At 64.6% G+C, this 20,839-nt stretch carries 18 protein-coding genes; 13 read left to right on the top strand and 5 right to left on the bottom strand.

Annotated features, from left to right (window positions below):
- Positions 1 to 17 precede the first annotated feature (17 nt).
- Entirely contained in the window at positions 18 to 1,238 is a 1,221-nt protein-coding gene (locus ACE10X_RS02230; RefSeq protein WP_038388613.1) for an ABC transporter substrate-binding protein, read from the top strand.
- A 251-nt stretch (positions 1,239 to 1,489) separates the two neighbouring features.
- Here the strand turns inward: ACE10X_RS02230 and ACE10X_RS02225 are convergent, their stop codons facing one another.
- Both ACE10X_RS02225 and ltrA read right to left on the bottom strand, forming a co-directional pair.
- Positions 1,490 to 2,254, bottom strand: coding sequence for a helix-turn-helix transcriptional regulator (locus ACE10X_RS02225; RefSeq protein WP_038388614.1), 765 nt, complete (start codon positions 2,252 to 2,254; stop codon positions 1,490 to 1,492).
- Positions 2,255 to 2,396: 142 nt separating this feature from the next.
- Positions 2,397 to 3,722, bottom strand: coding sequence for a group II intron reverse transcriptase/maturase (gene ltrA / locus ACE10X_RS02220; RefSeq protein WP_375763020.1), 1,326 nt, complete (start codon positions 3,720 to 3,722; stop codon positions 2,397 to 2,399).
- 726 nt (positions 3,723 to 4,448) lie between these two features.
- Between ltrA and ACE10X_RS02215 the strand changes: the two genes are divergently transcribed.
- The 3 genes from ACE10X_RS02215 to ACE10X_RS02205 all read left to right on the top strand — a co-directional run bounded on the left by ACE10X_RS02215 (position 4,449) and on the right by ACE10X_RS02205 (position 9,909).
- Positions 4,449 to 6,668 (top strand): marine proteobacterial sortase target protein, encoded by a 2,220-nt coding sequence (locus ACE10X_RS02215; RefSeq protein WP_375764674.1) that lies wholly within the window; start codon positions 4,449 to 4,451, stop codon positions 6,666 to 6,668.
- Between the two features lie 257 nt (positions 6,669 to 6,925).
- Entirely contained in the window at positions 6,926 to 7,516 is a 591-nt protein-coding gene (locus ACE10X_RS02210) for a class GN sortase (protein ID WP_038388616.1), read from the top strand.
- 170 nt (positions 7,517 to 7,686) lie between these two features.
- Positions 7,687 to 9,909: an acetate--CoA ligase family protein gene (locus tag ACE10X_RS02205; RefSeq protein WP_375764001.1), complete on the top strand. Its 2,223-nt coding sequence runs from the start codon at positions 7,687 to 7,689 to the stop codon at positions 9,907 to 9,909.
- Positions 9,910 to 10,101: 192 nt separating this feature from the next.
- Here ACE10X_RS02205 and ACE10X_RS02200 read toward each other — a convergent pair whose 3' ends face one another.
- The gene (locus ACE10X_RS02200; protein ID WP_375764000.1) at positions 10,102 to 10,863 is read right to left on the bottom strand and encodes a trypsin-like serine protease; all 762 of its coding nucleotides are present in this window, start codon (positions 10,861 to 10,863) and stop codon (positions 10,102 to 10,104) included.
- A gap of 130 nt (positions 10,864 to 10,993) precedes the next feature.
- Positions 10,994 to 11,185, bottom strand: a complete 192-nt coding sequence (locus ACE10X_RS02195; protein ID WP_375763999.1) for a hypothetical protein — start codon at positions 11,183 to 11,185, stop codon at positions 10,994 to 10,996.
- Positions 11,186 to 11,294: 109 nt separating this feature from the next.
- Between ACE10X_RS02195 and ACE10X_RS02190 the strand changes: the two genes are divergently transcribed.
- The 9 genes from ACE10X_RS02190 (at position 11,295) to ACE10X_RS02150 (ending at position 20,117) form a co-directional block, all read left to right on the top strand.
- Entirely contained in the window at positions 11,295 to 11,972 is a 678-nt protein-coding gene (locus ACE10X_RS02190) for a LuxR C-terminal-related transcriptional regulator (RefSeq protein ID WP_375763998.1), read from the top strand.
- 354 nt (positions 11,973 to 12,326) lie between these two features.
- On the top strand, positions 12,327 to 14,780 hold the full coding sequence (locus tag ACE10X_RS02185) for a S8 family serine peptidase (protein WP_375763997.1): 2,454 nt from the start codon (positions 12,327 to 12,329) through the stop codon (positions 14,778 to 14,780).
- 172 nt (positions 14,781 to 14,952) lie between these two features.
- Positions 14,953 to 15,144, top strand: coding sequence for a hypothetical protein (locus ACE10X_RS02180; protein ID WP_016842276.1), 192 nt, complete (start codon positions 14,953 to 14,955; stop codon positions 15,142 to 15,144).
- Between the two features lie 60 nt (positions 15,145 to 15,204).
- Entirely contained in the window at positions 15,205 to 15,381 is a 177-nt protein-coding gene (locus tag ACE10X_RS02175; protein WP_375763996.1) for a hypothetical protein, read from the top strand.
- A gap of 36 nt (positions 15,382 to 15,417) precedes the next feature.
- Positions 15,418 to 15,759, top strand: coding sequence for a hypothetical protein (locus ACE10X_RS02170; protein ID WP_304498271.1), 342 nt, complete (start codon positions 15,418 to 15,420; stop codon positions 15,757 to 15,759).
- 96 nt (positions 15,760 to 15,855) lie between these two features.
- On the top strand, positions 15,856 to 16,542 hold the full coding sequence (locus ACE10X_RS02165) for a methyltransferase family protein (RefSeq protein WP_375763995.1): 687 nt from the start codon (positions 15,856 to 15,858) through the stop codon (positions 16,540 to 16,542).
- Between the two features lie 166 nt (positions 16,543 to 16,708).
- A complete protein-coding gene (locus ACE10X_RS02160; RefSeq protein WP_375764673.1) occupies positions 16,709 to 17,344 on the top strand; it encodes an HAD-IA family hydrolase in 636 nt (211 codons plus the stop codon).
- Positions 17,345 to 17,780: 436 nt separating this feature from the next.
- A complete protein-coding gene (locus ACE10X_RS02155) occupies positions 17,781 to 18,734 on the top strand; it encodes an AAA family ATPase (protein ID WP_373010767.1) in 954 nt (317 codons plus the stop codon).
- A 6-nt stretch (positions 18,735 to 18,740) separates the two neighbouring features.
- Complete coding sequence (locus ACE10X_RS02150; RefSeq protein ID WP_375763994.1) at positions 18,741 to 20,117, top strand: VWA domain-containing protein; 1,377 nt, start codon at positions 18,741 to 18,743, stop codon at positions 20,115 to 20,117.
- 16 nt (positions 20,118 to 20,133) lie between these two features.
- On the opposite strand, the gene ACE10X_RS02145 is transcribed toward ACE10X_RS02150, so the two are convergent.
- Entirely contained in the window at positions 20,134 to 20,661 is a 528-nt protein-coding gene (locus tag ACE10X_RS02145; RefSeq protein WP_375763993.1) for a hypothetical protein, read from the bottom strand.
- Between the last annotated feature and the right edge of the window lie 178 nt (positions 20,662 to 20,839).

Raw genomic sequence — 20,839 nt, 5'->3', positions numbered from 1 at the left:
TCGAGGAAATTTCCTTTATGAAAACAACAACACTGTCGCTGCTGGCAGCCGCCACGGCGCTCTGCCTGCTCTCCACCCAGGCCGCCTTTGCACAAAAGAAGTATGATACCGGCGCCTCCGACACCGAGATCAAGATCGGCAATGTTGAGGCCTATAGCGGTCCCGCCTCCGCCTACGGCGTCATCGGCAAGACCGAAGAAGCCTATTTCAAGATGATCAACGACCAGGGCGGCATCAACGGCCGCAAGATCAACTGGATCTCCTATGACGACGGCTACTCGCCGCCGAAGACCGTGGAGCAGATCCGCAAGCTGATCGAGAGCGACGAAGTCTTCCTTGTGTTCAACGCGCTGGGCACGCCGACCCAGACCGCGGTGCAGAAGTATCACAACGCCAAGAAGGTGCCGCAGCTCTTCCTCGCCACCGGCGCCAGCAAGTGGAACGATCCGAAAGATTTCCCGTGGACCATGGGTTTCCAGCCGAGCTATCGCGTCGAGGCGCGGATCTTCGGCAAGTACATCCTGAAGGCCAAGCCGGATGCCAAGGTCGCGATCTTCTACGCCAATGACGATTTCGGCAAGGACTACCTGGTCGGCTTGAAGGAGATCCTCGACAAGTCGAGCGTCAAGATCGTCGCCGAAGAGAGCTACGAGACCACCGAACCGTCGATCGACTCCCACATCGTCAAGCTGAAGGACACCGGCGCCGACGTGTTCGTCAACATCTCGACGCCGAAATTCGCGGCGCAGGCGATCAAGAAGATCGCCGAGCTCAACTGGAAGCCGATGCAGGTGATGACCGACGTCTCGATCTCGATCGGCGCGGTCATGAAGCCCGCCGGGCTCGAGGCCTCGGAAGGCGTGCTGTCGGCCGGCTATCTGAAGGACGCGTCCGATCCGCAATGGAAGAGCGACGAGGGCATGAAGAAGTTCATGGCCTTCGCCGAGAAGTACATGCCGGGCGCCAACCTCGCCGACGCCAATCTGGTCTATGGCTACGCTGCGGCCCAGACCATGGTGCAGGTGCTAAAGCAGGCCGGCGACAACCTGACGCGTGAGAACGTGATGAAGCAAGCCGCCAGCCTGAAGGATTTCGCGCCCGACACGCTGATCCCCGGCATCCGGATCAACACCAGCGCGACCGACTTCGCGCCGGTCGAGCAGCTCAAGATGATGCAGTTCAAGAACGGGCAGTGGGAGCTGTTCGGCGACATCATCAGCGCCGAGACCGGCGGCTAGCGCCCCGCGACTCGAACAGCGAGCAACAGGTATCGCGAAGCCGCCCATTCCGGGCGGCTTCTTTTTGCGAGGTGTAGGCTGGATAAAATCTAACAGGGTGATGCGCACCTATCTCACCGTCACCCTGAGGAGCCGCGAAGCGGCGTCTCGAAGGGTCGACGGCCCGACTGTGGCCGTGCATCCTTCGAGATGCGCTACGCGCTCCTCAGGATGACGGGATTGGCATCGTGGAGTTGACGTAAGCCGGTCGATTACCCCGGCAGGAAAATCGCAAACGGCTCATCGATCGTGCGACGCAGATGCTCGCGATAAGCGGCGTAGTTCGCATCATCCGCCGACACCCGGCCGAGGCTGGGCTTGGGCACGTTCTTCACCGGCAGGAACGCGATCGGCGCGGCGACCGGCGTCAGCAGCGAGCCGCGGCCGGCGAGCAGCGTCGTGATGATGCCGTACATCTCGCCGGAATTGCGCGGGCGCGACACCGTGATCACGCGATGCTGGCCGTGCCGGTTGGTGACGAGGTAGACGAAGCCGGATTCATTGGGCACCGCCACCTCGCCATACTGGGTGTAATCGGCATCCTGCCGTTCGCCTTCGCGGAAGCCGAGCGATGACGACGACTCGTCCCAGGTGATCTCCGTCCGATAGGCATAGAGCGCGCGCTGCTCGCCGAACGACGGACGCACCGTGATGTAGGTGCCCTCGATCCGCGCCACCGCCCGGCGCGAATAGGATCCGAGGCTGTCGGGCGCGATCCCGCCATTGGCGGGTGCGGTCACCGTGATCGTCTCCGGCAGCTTGCGCAGGGACACACCGAGCGCCTGCTCCAGCCGCACGGTGGTCGCCAGCGTGAACGGGCGACGGCCGCCGAGCACCTTTTCCAACGTCGAGAGGCTCAGCTTCGCCTGCTCGGCCAGCGCCTGCCGCGAGATTCGGCGGCGCGCGATTTCCTCGCGAATGGTCTCAGCGACCTGCCGGCTCTGCTCGGCGGACAGCTGCTTGTCAGGCGTCGGCATCCAGATTCCTGCCCGGTTCCCCTTGATTCCGCGCAGTCTAGCAGACCGCACAACACCGGGTCACCGGAGGCGGTCGCCCGCCCCCGGTTCCCACAGAACGTGGCGTGCGGATTTCCCGCACCGACGCTCTTCGACAGTTGGTTCACAGCACCGCAAGCGCCTGCAGCTCCCGATAAGGGAGGCGCAGCTTAGGCTTCAGCAACGGTGTCCGTTCTTTGATTTGGTTGAAGGCGTCCCAAGTGAGGCGTCGGCCTGCCCAGCTGCGGCTGCGCAGCATTCCGCGCCAGTAACGCTCCACTGCCCGATAAACTTTTACGAGGCTCCGGAGATTTCCGGCGACGCCGTAATAGCCATAGTGGCCGCGCAGGACGACGTTGATTTCATCGGCCTGGTCACTGATCTTGTAATGCCGTATTCGCCGCATCAGCTCCTGCAGAGACATGAGGCTGCGCTTTAGCCGAGATTTCTCGGTACGCATCCCAACCTTGAAGTTGCCTCTTTGGTTTCGCGTGCAATAGAGCGTCAGCCCCAGAAAGTAGATTGTTTCCGGGCGGTTTCTGCCGCGTTTGCCCGCGTGTCTTTGCGCGAACCGACCAAACTCGACCAACTTGGTCTTGGTCGGCTCTAGAGTGAGGCCGAACTTCCCCAACCGAAGACGCAGGGCCTCCTGTACGCGGATGGCGTCCGATCGATATTGGAAGCAGATCACAAAGTCGTCGATATAGCGCAAAAGTCGGGCTTCGCCCCGCAACCGACCCTTCACCACGCGTTCGAACCAGAGGTCGAGAACGTAATGAAGGTAGAGGTTGCTCAAAAGCACACTGATCGATCCGCCTTGTGGCGTTCCTTGTTCGCTCGGATGCACTGCTCCGTCTTCCAAGACACCCGCTTTCAACCAGCGCCGGATCAAGCTGATCAGGCGCGGATCACCGACTCGATGTTCGACAAACCGGAGGACCCAATCATGATCGAGACTCCCGAAGAAGTTCTTCAAGTCCGCCTCCAACACCCAGCTGATCATGCCGCCGGCGATGACCTCATTGAGGGTCGCCAAGGCGTGATGGGCGCTGAGCTTCGGCCTGCCGCCGAACGAGCTGGGCAAGAAGTCCTGCTCGTAGATGGCGGACAACACCTCAGCCGTGCTGCGCTGGAGGGCCCGGTCGGCGACAGTTGGAACCCCGAGGGGGCGCTTCTCCGTCTTACCGGGCTTGGGGATATAGACACGCCGAATGTTCGGCGCCCGATATCCCTGTCGGTGGATGGATTGGAGCATCGGCTCGATCCATCCGTCGAAGCTCTCCCTCGCCGCCTCCACCGTCTGTCCGTCCACCCCGGCGGCGGAGCGCTTCGGAATCTGTAATAGATTCTTTTGCACTCGGTCGCGCGTGATGTGATGGGCCAACGAGGTGAAGCGAAGATTTGGCTCGCGCCGAGCTTTCACTGCTATTTGTTCAAGTTTCGTTTCCATGGTCAGCTGATCTTCTCTTAGGATAGAAGGCCGTGACTCCCGTTGAATGGAGCCCATGTCGCCCAAGAACAATTCAACTACCGCTGACCGCTTCCCCATGTAGTCGGCTCTCCCGACCTCCGAGTACTATCAGTCAGTCTGACTTCCACCCGGTCATCAGACCCTTCTCACCTCATCGGCTTGGCAGGTCCTACAAGCTTGCGCTTGAACCGGACGGATCTCCCTTGTTCACGTCAATCCCCTTGGTTGCATGCTGGCGGTACGAACCCCGGGAGCACCTCAGCCCGCTCGCGATGACGCGGGTTGCGATTCCGCCTTCCCCTTTGAGAGACAGGGTCGGCTACTCCGATCACGTTCGATTTCGGGGCTATCTTCCCGTTCACTTCATTCCGGCCTGCAACCTCCCTGTCTACGCTTCGTAGCGACCGTTACCGGACGCCACGCAAGACTTGGTACACGGCCGCTCGCTAGGCTTTGCCGTGGCCGTCATCTCAGACGGCAGATTTCAACGCGCTTGCAAGGCGCAACCATCACAAAACCGCACAAACCCGCCTCCCGCGGCGGCGGGCCGCGCCGGACGGCGGCCAATCATTGCCGATCATTCTGCTCGCGCCAAAACCGCCGTTCTCCATGATCGCGAGGCAGCGAAAATCTCGCTCGGGAGTGACGAAAATGACGATTTACGATGCATGTGAGAGCAGCCCGCAGATCCGCCTGTCGCGCAGGATGCGCATTGCGCTGTTCTTCCTGGTGGAAGGTGTGGTCGCGCTGGTGATCGGCTTTGCGGCCTTGTTCGTGAGTTTCGATCCGGTGTGGTCGGCCGAACTGCCGCAACAGGCGGTGCTGCGGCCATCAGATGCGCGTTCCGGCTCGCTGCTGTTCAAGACCGACGATGGCTACAGGGATGCGCTCAGGCTCGGCGTCGATGTCGACCTCACGGTGTCGGGCCCGACCGTCCGCGCCCGCGTCACGCAGATCTTCCGTAACCCGACCAAAGAGTGGGTGGAGGCGACCTATGTCTATCCGCTGCCGGCTGGCGGCGCGGTCGACACACTGAAGATGGTGGTCGGCGACCGCGTCGTGGTCGGCGACATCAAGGAGCGACAGCAGGCTCGCGCCATCTATGAGCAGGCCAAGCAGAATGGGCGGAAGGTCGCGCTCACCGAACAGGAGCGGCCCAACATCTTCACCAATTCGGTCGCCAATATCGGCCCCGGCGAAACCGTGCTGGTGCAGATCGAGTATCAGGAGCCGGTGCAGCAGAACGGCAGCGAATTCTCGCTGCGGGTGCCGATGGTGGTCGGTCCGCGCTACAATCCGCGCCCGGTGGTGCAGAGCGTCGACCTTCGCGCCGATGGCAACGGCTGGGGCGCCACGTCAACCGATCCCGTGCCGGACCGCGACCGCATTGCGAGCGAAGTGCTCGATCCGGCGGAGAATGCGCCGGTCAATCCGACCAACATCACCGTGCGCCTCAACGCCGGCTTCCCGCTCGGCGAGGTGAAGAGCCATTTCCACCAGGTCAAGATCGAGAGCCCCGACAGCACCACGCGCATCGTCAAGCTCGCCGAAGGCCCGGTGCCGGCCGATCGTGATTTCGAGCTGACCTGGAAGCCGGCCGCCGAGAAGGCGCCGTCGGTCGGGCTATTCCGCGAGCATGTCGGCAATTCCGACTATCTGCTCGCCTTCGTCACCCCGCCGTCGGTCGAGCAGGCGCGGCAGAAGCCGATGCCGCGCGAGGTGATCTTCGTGATCGACAATTCCGGCTCGATGGGCGGCACCTCGATGATCCAGGCCAAGGCGAGCCTCACTTACGCGCTCGGCCGCCTGCAGCCGACCGATCGCTTCAACGTGATCCGGTTCGACGACACCATGGACACGCTGTTCCCGGCGCCGGTCGCCGCGAACAGCGCCAATATCGGCAATGCGACGGCGTTCGTCAGCGCGCTGCAGGCCCGCGGCGGCACCGAGATGGTGCCGGCGATGCGCGCGGCGCTCTCCGACACCAACCGCGACGACGCCAACTACGTCCGCCAGGTCGTGTTCCTGACCGACGGCGCCGTCGGCAACGAGCAGCAATTGTTCGAGACCATCAGCGCGCTGCGCGGCCGCTCGCGGGTGTTCATGGTCGGCATCGGCTCGGCGCCGAACACCTATCTGATGACGCGCGCCGCCGAGCTCGGTCGCGGCACCTTCACCCATATCGGCTCGGTCGAGCAGGTCGACGAGCGCATGCGCGGCCTGTTCGCCAAGCTGGAGAACCCGGCGGTGACGAACCTCTCGGCGAAATTCTCGGAGGCGACGGCCGACCTGACGCCGTCGGCGCTGCCCGACGTCTATCGCGACGAGCCGCTGGTGCTGGCCGCAAAGCTCGACAAGCTGGCCGGCTCGGTCGAGATCAAGGGCCGCATCGGCGACCGTCCGTGGAGCGTGACGCTGCCGCTCGCGAATGCCGCTGAAGGCAAGGGCCTGTCGAAACTGTGGGCGCGCCGCAAGATCGCCGATGCCGAGGTCGCGCGCACCACGCGGCAGCAGAGCCCCGAGGAAGCCGACAAGACCATCCTCGCGCTGGCGCTGGAGCATCAGCTCGTGACGCGGCTGACCAGCCTTGTCGCGGTCGACAAGACGCCGAGCCGCCCCGAAGGCGAGCCGCTGAAACTCTCCGAGTTGCCGCTCAACCTGCCCGCCGGCTGGGATTTTGCGAAGCTGTTCGGCGAGCGTCCGAGTCTGCCGGCCGCACCGGGCGAGCGGCGCGCCGGCGGTGGCGACGGCAAGGTGCAGCTCGCTGCGCTGAAGCGGTCACCGGTCGCCACACAAGGTCCCGGCACGATCCAGCTGCCGAAGACCGCGACCGATGCGGAGCTGAAGATGATCGCGGGCGTGATCCTGCTCACGGTCAGCCTTCTCCTCCTGGTGTTCAACCGGCGTCAGACGTCGCCCCAATGACGTCGGATGAAAGGAGGAGGTGCCCCCCCGAACCTCCTCCTTCAAGAGCGCGCGCGGCCTTCGACCCGTCCCCCAAGGGCCGCGCGCGCAACTTCTCTCACCCGAGGAAGGCATCGCGCGAATTTTTTACCCTCACCCTGAGGAGCACGCGAAGCGGGCGTCTCGAAGGGCGAGGCCACCGGACCGGCCTCATCCTTCGAGACGCACCGCGATGAGGGTCAGACAGTCGCTTCTCGCAATGGCCAGAGCAGAACAACATGCGCCGCTTCATCCTACCCCTCGCCTTCGCCCTCATCGGCCTGATCCTGTTCGGCCAGGGCGCCTATATCCACGCCAAGGCGCTGCTCGCGCAGGTGCTGCTGGAACGCGCCTTCACACAAAGCATCGCGACCGGCCAGCCGGTGAAGCCGTGGAGCTGGGCCGATACCTGGCCGGTGGCGCGAATCGAGGTGAAGCGCCTGCACGCTTCCGCAATTGCGCTTGCCGGCAGCAGCGGCCACGCGCTGGCGTTCGGCCCCGGCCATGTCGAACAGACCGTCGATGCCGGCGAGTGGGGTGTGGCGGTCTATTCCGCACACCGCGACACGCATTTTCGCTTTCTCAGGGATGTCACAATCGGTGACGAGATCGACGTCACGCGAAGCGACGGCAGGATGTTTCGCTATCGGGCCGATCGCAGTTCGGTGGTCCGCTTCGATCAATCGGGGATCGATCCGCTCACCGACCGACATGAACTGGTGCTGTCGACCTGCTGGCCGTTCGATGCGCTGACATCGGGGCCCGAGCGTTATCTGTTGCACGCGACTTTGGTCGAAACGGATTCACGCCCGGGCGAATCGGGTTCCTGATACGCAATCAATTTTGCGCCTGCCGGGATATTGCGCGCGGTGCCCTGACCTGCGCCAGCATGAGTTGCTCCCCCCTTTCCCTCGCCATAAAAACAATGAAAAATCACGCGCCTCACGGTGATCCGCCGTGGCCAGAGGAAACAAAGACAACAAGGATAAGGGCAGGCTCCATGGAAGCTTTCGCAAGCACCGCGTCTCATGTGTCCCACAAATGGGCGCCGCCCGCTGACGCCAGCGATATCGTCAAGAGCATCCACGCGATGCTGCATCCGAGCAACATCGTGCTGGTCGGTGCCACCGACAAGCCCGGCAATTACGCCGAACGAATCTGGAACAATCTGGTCAAATACGGCTACGCCGGCGGCCTCTATCCGATCAACGCCAAGCGCGAAGCGATCTGGGGCGTCACCTGCTACAAGGACTTCGCCAGCCTTCCCGAAAAGCCCGACCATGTGCTGGTTCTGGTGCCGGCCCGGTTTGCGGTACAGGTGATCCGCGATGCGGCCGCGGCCGGCGCGCGCTCGGCGACCATCGTCACCTCCGGCTTCAGCGAATTGCAGGATGAAGAGAGCCAGCGGCTCGCGGTCGAGCTGAAGCAGGCGATCAAGGAGACCGGGCTTGCGGTTACCGGCCCGAATTGCCTCGGCAATCTCAGCGCCGGCGAAAACCTGTTCACCAATATCGACGACCGCATCGTCACCATGGAGCAGGGCGCGGTGGCGATCGCCGGCCAATCCGGCGCGATCGTGATGGCGATCCGCCAGGCGCTGGAGGATCGTGGCGTCGGCGTCGGCTACATGGTCACGACCGGCAATGAATCCGGGCTCGAGACCCCGGACCTGATGAGCTATTTCGCCGCCGATCCGAGCATCCGCGTCATCGTGGTCTATCTCGAAGGCGTCAGGAATACGAAAGTATTCCGCGATGCCTGCAAGGCCGCGCGCGCCGCCGGCAAGCCGGTGATCGCGCTCAAGCTCGGCGCCTCCGAAGGCGGCCGCGCCGCGGCGATGGCGCATACCGGCGCGCTCGCCGGCTCGATCGAGACCTTCGATGCGATCTCGACCCGCGAAGGCGTGATCCGGGTGCGCGGGCTGGATGAACTGATCGAGACCACCGAGTGCTTCGTCCATGCCGATCCGCCGAAGGGCAATCGCCTCGCGGCGGTGTCGCTGTCGGGCGGCAAGCGCGGGCTTTTGATCGACGCGTTCTATTCCGCCGGGCTGAATTTTGCACCGCTGAGCCCGAACGCCTCGGAGCAGCTGGCAAAAATGCTCGGCCCGGGCAGTATCGTCGGCAATCCGCTCGACGCGGGCTTTGCCGCGGTGGTCGATCCCTCCGTCTACATGAAGTCGATCAAGATCATGATCGACGATCCCGACACCGACATCGTCATCATCGATGCCGAGCTGCCGAAGGCGCCGCACGAGCTGCGCGAGCGCAATTTGCGCATCGTCAACGAGATGGCAGGCCAGGCCAACAAGCCGGTGATCTATATCAGCGCGATGTCGATCGGCTTCACCGAATTCACCAAGGGGCTGCGCAAGTCGTTGCCCGATATCGCCGTCATGCAGGGCCTCGACCGCGCGGTCGGCGCGATCAAGTCGCTGATCGAATATGCCGGCCTGCGCAAGGAAGTACCCGATATCGCGTCGAGCTCGAAGGCATCGGCGCGCGCGGTGCTGGAGAAGACGCTGAAGGCCGCCAACGGTGCCGCCGCACTCGACGAGGTCGCCTCGAAGAAGCTGCTCAAGGCCTATGGCATCCCGATCTCAAAGGAAGAGGTCGCGCAGACCGCCGCGGAGGCCGTGAAGATCGCCAAGCAAATCGGCTTTCCAGTGGTCGCCAAGGTGGTCAGCCCCGACATCCTGCACAAGTCGGACATCGGCGGCGTGGTGCTGAACCTTGCCAACGCGGCCGAGGTGAAGAAGGCGTTCAACGACATCACCGCGCGGGTGAAGAAGCTGAAGGGCAAGCCGAAGCTCGAGGGCATCCTGATCGCACAGCAGGTCAACGCCGACCTCGAGCTCGTGGTCGGCGCCTCGCTCGACGCCGAGATGGGCCCCGTCGTGCTGTTCGGCACCGGCGGCGTCGATATCGAGCTGATGAAGGACGTCGCCCTCGCCGGCGCACCGCTCGACGCCGCCGAGGCCAAGGAGCTGATCGCCAGGACCAAGGCCGGCGTGAAGATGAAGGGCTATCGCGGCAAGCCCGCGCTGCACGAGCCTTCGGCGGTGAAGGCGCTGGTCGGTCTTTCCAACCTGATGGCAGACGCCAATGGCCGCATTGCCTCGATCGACGTCAACCCGTTCCTGATCAACAGCAAGCTCGGCGTCGCCGTCGACGGCCTGATCGTGCTGAACAACGCCGCCGCGAACAAGGCCGCGGGGCATTAGGGTTCGATACTCGCTTTCTCCTTCCCCGTCATCCCCGCGCAAAGGCTTCGCCTTTGTCGCTGGAGGTGCGAGCGGAGCGAGCCTCGAAGGATGCACGGCCCGGCTGGTGGCCGTGCATCCTTCGAGACGCCGCTTCGCGGCTCCTCAGGATGACGGAACTCTGAGCGCGTCAGCGGTTCGACCGCCATCGCGCTAAAAGCTCGCACCCCACTGCCGCGCGGTCTGCATCACCCAGTCGCGATAGAGTGTCAGCGGCGTCACGCCGGTGATGCCGCCGCAGCCGGCGGCGCCGTTCGGCCCCGTGGACCAACTCACCACGCCGACGATGGCGGGGCCGCCCTGCTTGTCCTCGAACACCGGCGCGCCGGAATCGCCGGTGCAGGCCCCGAGCCCTTCGCGCAAACCCTGCCCGACCGGATCGACGAGACGGATCTGCAACGTGCCGGGCTTGCCGCTCGCGATCAGGCCGGCGACGCGGGTAGCTCCACCGCTCTTGCCGTCACCGCGCACGGTGACGCCGACGCCCGCGATGGTGAAGCGGCCGCCGACCTGGATCGGAATGTTTGGCATGCCGAGCGCGGCCGGCGCCTTGCCTGCGGCCGGCGCCGCAAGCTGCAGCAGCGCGACATCGGCGGTCGCGACATGACTGGTCATCGCCTGCATCCGAAAGCCGGGATGGATCGCAACCGTCCTGACGTCCTGCAGCGTCGGCTGCCTGTCCGCGCCATATTCGACGATCTTGTAATCGGCGCCAGGCTGCACGCAATGCGCCGCGGTCAGCACGACCTTCGGCGCGATCAGCGCACCGGTGCAGAAATTGCCGCGCGAGCCGACGATGGTGACGACGGAGCGCGCAACGCCATCCGTCGACGGCGCGCCGCCGCCGACGATGGCCAGCGCCGGCGTCGCCACCAACAGGGTCAGAAAAGCTGTCGCTCGAATCACGCTCGTCATGAAACCCCGTCGGTCTGCTGCTGAATCGAGCCTATCCGAGGCGCGGCATTGCGTCGCTCGCACCAGGCTCTGGAGAACACGCAATATTGTACAGAGCATCCAGACCTGCACGCGTCAATTGTCTAAATATCTACGCGTCGATCACTACGACGTTGAAGTCGCCGCCGGAATCCTGCAGCGCCATTGCGTTCACGCGCCACACATCGCCGTCTTGTCGCCATACGCACACATCGAATCGCGCGTCCGGCGCGCGGGCGACATTCGAATGTGAACTGCGTCTCTTGATCGTGCCTGCATCAGCGCCGTAATTTCGATCCGACAATCATACAACCTCCGGCAGCATATCGCATACTTACCTTCATGACTTTTCTGGATGCCGGCGCCGATCTCAACACGGCGTTCCATCCGTCATTTCGTTGAGTTAGAGGATAATGATGAGGATAGCGGTCGTCACGCCGATCAGGCTGTTCAGCGAGGGGCTTACCTCGAGTTTCCAGAACCACGCCGAGTTTGCGATTGCGGCGGCGGTGTCCGATCTCGCCGGCCTGCGCGAGACCCTCGGGACCGGCAGTGTGAATGTTATTCTGATCGACGTCACACAGGGCATCGATCTCGACGAAGTGCGCGTGATTGCGAGCGAGCATGCGGATGTCGCACTGGTGGCGCTCGGCCTCAACGAGGACCGGCGCGACGTGGTCCGCTGCGGCCGGGCCGGATTCAGCGGCTACATTTCCCGGAACGCCAGCTTCAATGAGCTCTGCCGCGCGCTGTCGGACGTGGCATCGGGGCGACTCGCCTGCAGCGCCGAGATTTCCGGCGGCCTGTTGCGCGCGCTGTTTTGCATGGAACGTCAAGCGGATACGATCGACGCGGACCAGGGACTGACGCGCCGCGAAAGCGAGGTTCTCAAGCTGATCGGACACGGCCTGTCGAACAAGGAGATCGCGCGCGATCTCAATCTCAGTCTTGCGACGGTCAAGCACCACGTCCATCACGTGCTGCAGAAGCTCGGCCTGCCGCGCAGGGCCCAGGCGATGCGACGGGTGCGCGAAGCACCGTGGATCGCATCATCGGCAGCGATCCCCGATCGGGCCCGCGAGCTCGACTGACACCGACATCCTGAATTCCGTGTTCGGCCGATGCGCGGGTCGCGTTCGCGCACCGGCGCGCAGATGCACGCGCATGTCTGCCCAGGCACGCACAATGGTGCGGTGAAATCGGTCCCGACTAAACCCTTCGATCGATCGTTCGAAACGCAGGATCGATCTCATGGACCGATCGATCCGTATCGTCGGCTCGATCCTTTCTGATCCACCGCGGCGAATAGGCCTTTCGCGTCACAGCTGCCACAACTGCACCAACGCAACGACATGCGGTTCTGCTGGTTCGCTGCGTGAAAGCAAATTGCCGCGGAAGACGGATCGGCTGCACGGATTTGCGGCAGGCCGGTCGGGATTGATTTCATGAATCCAGTTGCCAACATCGCTGGTCTCGCTGCCTTGTGGCAGAGAACGTCGGGCGGCGACCCCGCGGTGAAGATCGCGATCATCGACGGCCCCGTCGATCTCAATCATCCTTCGCTCAGGCAGGCCCGCGTCGCCAGGGGCGGCGAGTTCGTCGCACCGGCTTCGCCGATGATCCAGTCCGAGCACGGCACGCATGTCACGAGCGTGCTGATGGGCACGCCCGGCAGCCCGGTGCTCGGCGTCGCGCCGAATTGCAGCGCGACGGTGTTCTCGATCTATCGCGAGGACGCCTCCGGGCAGATCGAGCCGTCCTCGCAAAGCACCCTGGCGATCGCGATCAACCAGGCGCTCGCCGCCGGCGCCGACGTCATCAATATCAGCAGCGGCCAGCAATCCGCGACCGGCCAAGCCGACCGCATTCTGGTCGACGCGGTCCGCGCCTGCGAACGCGCCGGCAAGCTGATCGTCGCCGCTGCGGGCAATGACGGATGCCGCTGCGTCCAGGTGCCGGGCAGCCTCGCTTCGGTGCTTGCGGTCGGCGCGTGCGATCCGGCCGGCAATCCGCTGCCCTTCAGCAATTTCGGCGACGCCTATCTCGAAAACGGCATCCTCGCGCCGGGCGAAAACATCGCCGGTGCCTCGCCGGTCCGCAATATCAGCCTGCGCTCCGGAACGAGTTTCGCGGCGCCGATCGTCAGCGGCGTCGTCGCCCTGCTGCTCTCGTGCCTGCGCCAGACCGGACGCAAGGCCGATCCGCAAGCCGTCCGTGCCGCGCTGCTCGAAAGCGCGGCGCCCTGCCGCAGCGACGGCAGCGCCTCGCGCTGCCTCGCCGGACGGCTCGATATTCCCGCGGCTGTCGCCGCCCTGCTTGGCGAGCAGGCGGACGCCGTCATGCCGTCGGGTGCCACGGCCGCGTCTCCCCGTTTCCGGGGAGTGTCCGCGCGCCCTTTCGTCCAACCGTCATCCGCCGCTCAGCCAACTGCAACCAGAGAGGGTTCCATGGGAGATCTATCAGCAATGTCTGCACCATCGGCTCCGCGCATATTCGGGCCGGACGGCTCGGTCCTGCGCAGCAGCGCCGGGATCATGCCAAGCGAAGCGCAGCCTGCTGCGCCCGCAGCGCCTGCGGCCGTCGCCGCGCCCGTTGATCACGGCGTCGCCGCCGCGCCGATCGCAGCGCCGGCGCCGTATCCGTATCACGCCCCCCACGCGGGCGGCGACATGGTCTGGATGCCAACGCCGGCGCCGCAGATAGTCATGCCGCCGATGATGATGCCGCAGATGGCGATGCCGGCGGCCGGCATGATGCCGCAGGCCTGGCTGCAGCCGCAGCAACTGCCTGCGCTGATGCCGAGCAACGCGCTTCCCGTCGCGATGCCGCAGGCGCTGCCGATGTACGAAGCCCCCGCGGTTCGGACCAGCGAGAAGAGCTGCGGCTGTGGCGGCGGCATGCGTCCGCAGGGCGCCGCGGCGGAATCCACCGGACAGCTCGCGTTCCCGATCGGCCGGCTGTTCTACGATTTCGGCAAGGAGGCGCGCCTCGACTACTTCGTGCAGGCCATCGCCAATTGGCGCGACAGCCTGATCGGACGCGGCGATCCGGCGTTCGGGCCGGAGCGCGACCGATCCGGCGATACCTCGGCGCCGTACAATCCGGCGATCATGGCGCGCTATCTGTTGAACCAGGCCGAAGGCGAGAGCGCGACACCGAGCGGCTCGGGCAACAACTTCCCGGATGCCGATGCCATCATCTGGACGATGACGATCGACTCGATCCCGATCTATGCGGTCAAGCCGCTCGATGTGTTCGGTCTCGGATTCTTCGCCGCGCTGATCCTGGCGCTCTGGCATCAGGAGGTCTCGCATGACGATCCATCGAACACCCGAACCGTGGTACCGGCAGCGCGCGGCGGCGACGATACGCCACCGACCACGCCCCCGGCTTTCCCGCCGCGCGGCGGTGTTGCGCGGATTTCGATGGCCGGCTGGGTTGACAGCGCCAACACGACCAAGCTCCTGAACGGGACCGTCGTGCCGACGCTGGTGACCGACTGGCGCGGTTTCTATCAGTGGGATCTCTACACGCTGTTCGGACCCGATCCCGACACCTGGCCGGCCGGCGCGGAAGGCTTCCTCGAGCGGATTTACAACGAGTTCCGCAATGTCGGCCTCTCGCCGCAGGATCGCGCGCTGAACTATTCCGCGATGAATGCCTACAACACGCGGAAGATATTCACCGACGTCGCCAAGAAGGGCTTGCGGCTCGATACCGTCGAGGTCGACCAGAGCGTCATCTGCCGCCCGGACTCGGTTTGTCACGACGTGACTTACCGCTTCTTCAATCCGACCCAGGTCCTGACCCAGGCGCGCGAAGTCTATCAGTACACGATCGACGTGAGCGACGTGGTGCCGGTGGCGGTCGGACCGCTGCGGCAGTGGCAGGTCTATTGACGCGATTGCTCCTCCGCGTCTGGAGGAGATCAGAACGTGGCGCGAATGCGTCACGTGGTCCGGGGGATCGACGCGATGAGCGACCCCCTGGGCGACGTCCAGCGACGGCTGCCCCGGTCGGTGCCCACCTCCCGTAGTTGCCGTCAATTCAAACCGAAAGAAGGAGCTGAACATGTACGCAAGGAACGACTTTGAGACCTTCGGCAGCGTGCGTAGCCCGATCCAGTGTGAGGGCATCGAGCGCGGTCCGAAGCGGATTGCCGACGTGGCGACCAACGGGTCGGTCAACCCGCAGGGCTGGGGAGAAATCCTCGGCGGCGTCGCGCAGGCGCTGCCGGGTGTCCTCGGCGCCTTCGGCATCTGATCGCCAAACTCGGGGCCCGGCGCTGTCGGGCCCCACCCCACCTTCGAGGAGGCCGACGTGATGCAGAAATCCACCGCCAGGAGCCCACAGCAACAGCAGCAGAACGGTCGCCGGATCGAACCATCCGGCAAGATCGTCGTGTCGTCAGTCGTGAGCCACGCCTCGCTGATCGCCGCGATCAGCGACCGCAACCCGATCATCGCCAAACGCACCACATCCGACGAAGACAAATCCTGACGTCGTCGTCATCACCGAACCTATGGAGCCGATGCCATGGCAAAACCGCCCCGCAAATCCGGATCCGACAGCGCCGCCTCGCCGCCGCCGGCGGAAGCACCTTCCGCAGCGTCACGCATGGCCCAGGCGCGGCGCCCGATGGAGGCGGCTGTTGTCGCCCGTCCGAAGATCGCCACCACCCCCACTCCGCCGACAACGCCGACCTATCTGGCGCCGCCGCAGGGCCCCGGGGCGCCGCAGCAGATGCGCCATGATGGCTCACCGCATTCGGAGGAGCGGCTCAACACCGCGATGAAGATCCTGCTCGATCCCACGGCGCGCGCGCTGCCGAGCAAGGTCTATTCCGGACAGGCGCGAAACTGGACCCGCAGACCGTAATCGGCTTTGCGCGCCGAGCAGGCCGCGATCCGCAACCGCGCACGCAACGGCCGCCCGATCCGGCGGCGCGGCCGTTGCCGTCCGCCGGAGAGAAACATGAACGAGAACGGCAGTCCCCCTCGCGTCAATCTGCGCCGCGCCGCCTTCACTTGTGTTGGCCTCGGCACGTTCCTGTTTCTCGCGGCCGGCACGCTGCGATGGGCCGGCGCTTGGGCGTTCCTGCTCGAGATCACGATCGGTGGGCTGATCACCGAAGCCTGGCTCGCCCGGCACGATCCGGGGTTGCTGGCCGAGCGGCGCACCGCGCGCGGCCAGGCCGGATGGGATCGCGTAATCACGACGATCATGCCGCTGTTGTGGCTGACATGGCTGCCGCTGATGGCGCTCGACGCAGCCCGCTACCAGACATCCATCGTGCCCTTCTGGTTGCAATGCGCCGGCGCCGTGATGATCGCGGCATCGTTCTACATCGTCTACCGGACCTACCGGGAAAACAGCTACGCCGCGCCGGTCGTGAAGATCCAGCGCGAGCGCGGGCATGCGGCGGTGACCACCGGACCCTACGCCTATGTGCGGCATCCGATCTATGCCAGCGGCCTCCTGACCTATGTCGGCACGCCGCTGCTGCTGGGATCCTGGTATGGCCTTGCCATCGTGCCTGTGATGGCGGCGCTGCTCGGCTTGCGGTCGCTGATGGAGGAGCGGATGCTGACCGCCGAGCTCGACGGCTATGCCGAATATCTCGCGCGGGTGCGCTATCGCCTGGTGCCGATGGTCTGGTGAGCTGGTTCCGCGTGGTGGATTTTGCCGCGAACTGGCGGCTTGCCTGATCGGCGGCAATTCCAATAAAGAAGGCTGGACGCGCGTTTCCCTGTTGTCCTGCAATCGGCCGGACGATCCGAGGCGAAGCCGCCGCTTTGCAACGGGCAGGACTTTGATGATCGAGACTTTGCTGATCGAGGCAGTGATCTGGGATTTCGGCGGCGTGTTGACCACCTCGCCGTTCGAGGCATTCGCGCGCTATGAGACCGAGCGCGGCCTGCCGATCGACATCATCCGCCGCACCAACGCCGCCAATCATCTCGAGAACGCCTGGGCCAAGTTCGAGCGCGCCGAGATCGATATCGACGCATTCGACGCGCTGTTCGCCACGGAATCAAAGGCGCTCGGCGCCGAGGTGCGCGGCAAGGACGTGCTGCCGCTGCTCTCCGGCGACCTGCGCCCCGAGATGGTCGAGGCGCTGAAGCGCATCAAGGCGAAATTCAAGACCGGCTGCATCACCAACAATCTGCCGGCGAACGCGATCGGCAGCCGCAGCGGACGCACGCTCTACGTCGCCGAGGTGATGGCGCTGTTCGACCACGTCATCGAGTCCGCGAAGATCGGCCTGCGCAAGCCCGACCCGCGCATCTACCGGATGATGGTGGAGACGCTGCAGGTGAACCCGAAGAACTGCGTCTATCTCGACGATCTCGGCGTCAATTTGAAGCCGGCGCGCGAGATGGGCATGACCACGATCAAGGTCGCGAATGCCGCGCAGGCGATCGGTGAGCTTGAAGCCGCGACCGGTCTCACGCTGAGGTGAAGCGGTTTCGCAGCCGGCACGACCAGATGCAGCTCTGCATGGCGCATGCGTATCTGGACTGCCTGAAGTAGGCGATCGACCAGAAGATCGTTGGCCCGCAGCGCAAGGAATTCGTCGAGAGCTGCGCGGGTTGACGGTAGCCGGGCTACGAGACTGTTCTCCTTCCCCCTGAAAGGGGGAAGGTCGGGATGGGGGTCAGCCGCAGACACCGGTGTTAATGGAGAGAGTAGATCCCCACCCGCTTTGCTCTGGCGAGCAAAGCGACCTCCCCTTTTCAAGGGGAGGTTCGAACCACACGCTAACAACTGTATTTGCGCTTGGCGGAAATACCCCGGAACCCTTGCGCTAACGCCATGCCTTTGCGGGCCAAACGAGCCTTGTGCTTTGTCCGCAACGGGCGCAGAACAGGTCCGAGTTCAAGGCAAATTCGGAGCTGATCCTCGTGGCTGACACCAGGCCCACCGCCTCGATCGAGGCCGTGGAAAGCGGCCTCGCCGCGCAAGGCTATATTGCGAGCCGGCAGATCGCGACCGCGGTCTATCTGTCGCAGCAGATCGAGAAGCCGATCCTGGTCGAGGGCCCTGCCGGCGTCGGCAAGACCGAGCTGGCGAAGGCGATCGCCGCATGGCGCGGCATGAAGATGATCCGCCTGCAATGCTATGAGGGCCTCGACGAGGCCAAGGCGCTGTATGAGTGGAAATACGCCAAGCAGCTGCTCTACACCCAGATCCTGAAGGACAAGCTCGGCGAGGTGCTTGGCGGCGCGCAGTCGCTGGCCGCTGCGCTCGACCAGCTCCACACCTTCGGCGACGTGTTCTTCTCCAAGGAATTCGTCGAGCCGCGGCCGCTGTTGCAGGCGCTGGAGCAGCCCGCCGGCTGCGTGCTGCTGATCGACGAGATCGACAAGTCGGATGCCGAATTCGAATCGCTGCTGCTGGAAATCCTCTCGGACTTCCAGGTCACGATCCCCGAGCTCGGCACCGTCTCCGCGGTGGCGCCGCCGACCGTGATCCTGACCTCGAACAGCGAGCGCGATCTTGGCGACGCCTTGAAGCGGCGCTGCCTGCATCTGCACATCGGCTTCCCCGAGCAGAAACTGGAGGAGCGCATCGTCGAGAGCCGGGTGCCCGGCATCTCGCAGACCCTGCGCAAGCAGATGGTCGGTTTCATCCACGAGATCCGCTCGCTCGACCTGAAGAAGCTGCCCTCGGTCAGCGAGGCGATCGACTGGGCGCGCGTGCTGGTGCTGTTGCAGGCCAGCGAGCTCGACCACGAGATCGTCAAGGACACGCTCAACGTGCTCCTGAAATACGAGGCCGATATCGAGGCCGCGACGCCGCAGATTTCGTCCTTCATCGCCAAGGCGTCGCGCCAGGGCGTGTTCAGCTAGACCAAGATGCGCGAGAACCTGCATCGCTTCTTTCGTGCGGCGCGGGGGGCCGGGGTCCGGGTCTCGCCCGCCGAAAGCATCGATGCGATGCGGGCGGTCGCCCAGGTCGGCTTTGCCGATCGCGACATCCTGCGCGACACCTTCCTGCTGACGCTTGCCAAGACGCAGGACGAGAAGCGCGCGCTCGGCGAATGCTTCGACCTGTTCTTCAGCCAGCCCGAGCCGCAGCAGAACAACGCCGAGCAGAGCAAGACCGACGACGGCAGCGAATCCGGCGCCAACCCGTCGGCCGACGAGCATGGCGATGCCTCGGCCGGCGCCGCCAGCGAGAATGTCGGGCCGCTGGCGCAGATGCTGCTGTCGCAGGATCGCTCCGCGATATCGAGCGCGATCGCCAACGCCTCCGGCGCCGCCTCGCTGCCAGATATCCGCTACTTCACCCAGCGCGGCATCTTCCAGACCCGCATCCTCGATGCGATGGGAATCCAGCGCCTGCGCGACGACATCGACGACCTGACCACGCGCAATCCCGCGCTCGCCGAAAGGTTGCAGGAGGCGCTCAACGGCCTGCGCGGCACCGTTCGCGATGCGGTCTCGCAGGCCCTGCTGCTGTACGGGCGCGAGGAAGCGGAGAATTTGCGCAACGAGATCCTGCGCAACGCGCCGCTGGCACGGATCGAGCCGCGGCAGGTCGAGCAGATGCGCACGCTGATCCGCCAGATCGCGCGCCGGCTGCGCGAGCGCTACTCCAAGCCGCGCAAGCGCCAGCGCCGCGGCCATCTCGACGTCCGCCGCACGCTGCGCCGGAATGCGGCCTGGGGCGGCGTCCCCTTCCTCACCGCCTGGAAGCGCAAGCATCGCGACCGGCCGAAGATCGTCGCGCTGTGCGACGTCTCGGGCTCGGTCGCCCGCGTCTCGGACTTCTTCCTGCTCCTGATCCACAGCCTGCACGAGGTCGTGGACGACGTCCGCTCATTCGCCTTCTCGGGCCACCTGATCGAGGTCAGCGACATCCTGGAGTCGAATTCGCCGGAAGAGGCGATGAAGGAGATCATGTCCAAGGTCGGCTTCGGCTCGTCCGACTATGGCAATTCCTTCGCCGATTTCGAGGACAATTGGATGAGCGCGATCACGCCGCAGACCACGGTGATCGTGCTCGGCGACGCCCGCAGCAACAATCTCGATCCGCGCGCCGACATTCTGCGCCGGATCGGCGAGCGCTCCAAACGGCTGGTCTGGCTCAACCCCGAGGGCCGCATGGTCTGGGGTTTTGGCGATTCCGAGATGCCGCGCTACGCGACCTTCTGCAGCGTGGTGCGCCAATGCGCGACCGCGCAGCAGCTCGAGCGCGCCGTGTCGGATATCGTTGCGACGTATCAGTAAGGCCGCCGGCCGCGCTTTAGATGGCAAGCGACTCGCCGTGGAACAGCCACCCGACGAACGCCGCCAATGTCAGCGCGATCGAGGCGAAGATGCCGACCAGCTTGATCGTCGTGATCGCCTTCAGGATCGAGACCGATCGCGCCGCCGCATGCGGGTCGCCTTGCAGCAGCAGCCATGCCAGGAGACAATCCTCGATCAGGTCGCTGAGCAGGTACACTGCCGGCACCACCAGGCCGAGCCACGCCGCGGACGGATAGATCCAGCTGAGCCAGTGCGATGATGCCGCGCCCATCGCGCCCGCCAGCGCCAGCATCACGATCAGATCGAACGGAAACAGGATCGGAAAGACGTACTTCATCCGCAGATCGGACTGCACCAGCTCGCCAAGCTGGTCGCCGGTGTAGCTCAGCGTCTTCTCCGGAAAGCGGGTGCGAAACCTGTTTGCGAACACGCGATCGGAATAGCTGCCGACCCACCAGAACAGCCCGAACGCCGCCACCACAAGTCCTGAGAGAATGGCCGTCACGAGAGCTTGAGGGCTCATGCCGACCCGTTCCTGTTGTTGTTGAGGAAGCTGCGGGAGGCAGCAGGAAAGATGATCGCGTGCACCGCGGAGTCCCTGAAAGGGAGAGAATGTCGACGCATATAGCAATGATCGACGGGCAGATTTTCACCTTTTCCAAAGTGTTGCAATTGAATTCTGGGAGCGCATTGGCGGCCGA

This window comes from Bradyrhizobium sp. Pha-3, assembly GCF_042258325.1.
GTDB classification, from domain to species: domain Bacteria; phylum Pseudomonadota; class Alphaproteobacteria; order Rhizobiales; family Xanthobacteraceae; genus Bradyrhizobium; species Bradyrhizobium elkanii.
Note: the sequence above shows the minus strand (reverse complement) of the source record. Positions and strands in the feature narration are given on the sequence as shown.

What these genes read in the sequence shown, in the direction of transcription:
- ACE10X_RS02230 (WP_038388613.1), top strand. Translation starts at nt 18, where the DNA reads ATGAAAACAACAACACTGTCGCTGCTGGCAGCCGCCACGGCGCTCTGC.
- ACE10X_RS02225 (WP_038388614.1), bottom strand. Translation starts at nt 2,254, where the DNA reads ATGCCGACGCCTGACAAGCAGCTGTCCGCCGAGCAGAGCCGGCAGGTC.
- ltrA (WP_375763020.1), bottom strand. Translation starts at nt 3,722, where the DNA reads ATGGAAACGAAACTTGAACAAATAGCAGTGAAAGCTCGGCGCGAGCCA.
- ACE10X_RS02215 (WP_375764674.1), top strand. Translation starts at nt 4,449, where the DNA reads ATGCGCATTGCGCTGTTCTTCCTGGTGGAAGGTGTGGTCGCGCTGGTG.
- ACE10X_RS02210 (WP_038388616.1), top strand. Translation starts at nt 6,926, where the DNA reads ATGCGCCGCTTCATCCTACCCCTCGCCTTCGCCCTCATCGGCCTGATC.
- ACE10X_RS02205 (WP_375764001.1), top strand. Translation starts at nt 7,687, where the DNA reads ATGGAAGCTTTCGCAAGCACCGCGTCTCATGTGTCCCACAAATGGGCG.
- ACE10X_RS02200 (WP_375764000.1), bottom strand. Translation starts at nt 10,863, where the DNA reads ATGACGAGCGTGATTCGAGCGACAGCTTTTCTGACCCTGTTGGTGGCG.
- ACE10X_RS02190 (WP_375763998.1), top strand. Translation starts at nt 11,295, where the DNA reads ATGATGAGGATAGCGGTCGTCACGCCGATCAGGCTGTTCAGCGAGGGG.
- ACE10X_RS02185 (WP_375763997.1), top strand. Translation starts at nt 12,327, where the DNA reads ATGAATCCAGTTGCCAACATCGCTGGTCTCGCTGCCTTGTGGCAGAGA.
- ACE10X_RS02180 (WP_016842276.1), top strand. Translation starts at nt 14,953, where the DNA reads ATGTACGCAAGGAACGACTTTGAGACCTTCGGCAGCGTGCGTAGCCCG.
- ACE10X_RS02175 (WP_375763996.1), top strand. Translation starts at nt 15,205, where the DNA reads ATGCAGAAATCCACCGCCAGGAGCCCACAGCAACAGCAGCAGAACGGT.
- ACE10X_RS02170 (WP_304498271.1), top strand. Translation starts at nt 15,418, where the DNA reads ATGGCAAAACCGCCCCGCAAATCCGGATCCGACAGCGCCGCCTCGCCG.
- ACE10X_RS02165 (WP_375763995.1), top strand. Translation starts at nt 15,856, where the DNA reads ATGAACGAGAACGGCAGTCCCCCTCGCGTCAATCTGCGCCGCGCCGCC.
- ACE10X_RS02150 (WP_375763994.1), top strand. Translation starts at nt 18,741, where the DNA reads ATGCGCGAGAACCTGCATCGCTTCTTTCGTGCGGCGCGGGGGGCCGGG.
- ACE10X_RS02145 (WP_375763993.1), bottom strand. Translation starts at nt 20,661, where the DNA reads ATGAGCCCTCAAGCTCTCGTGACGGCCATTCTCTCAGGACTTGTGGTG.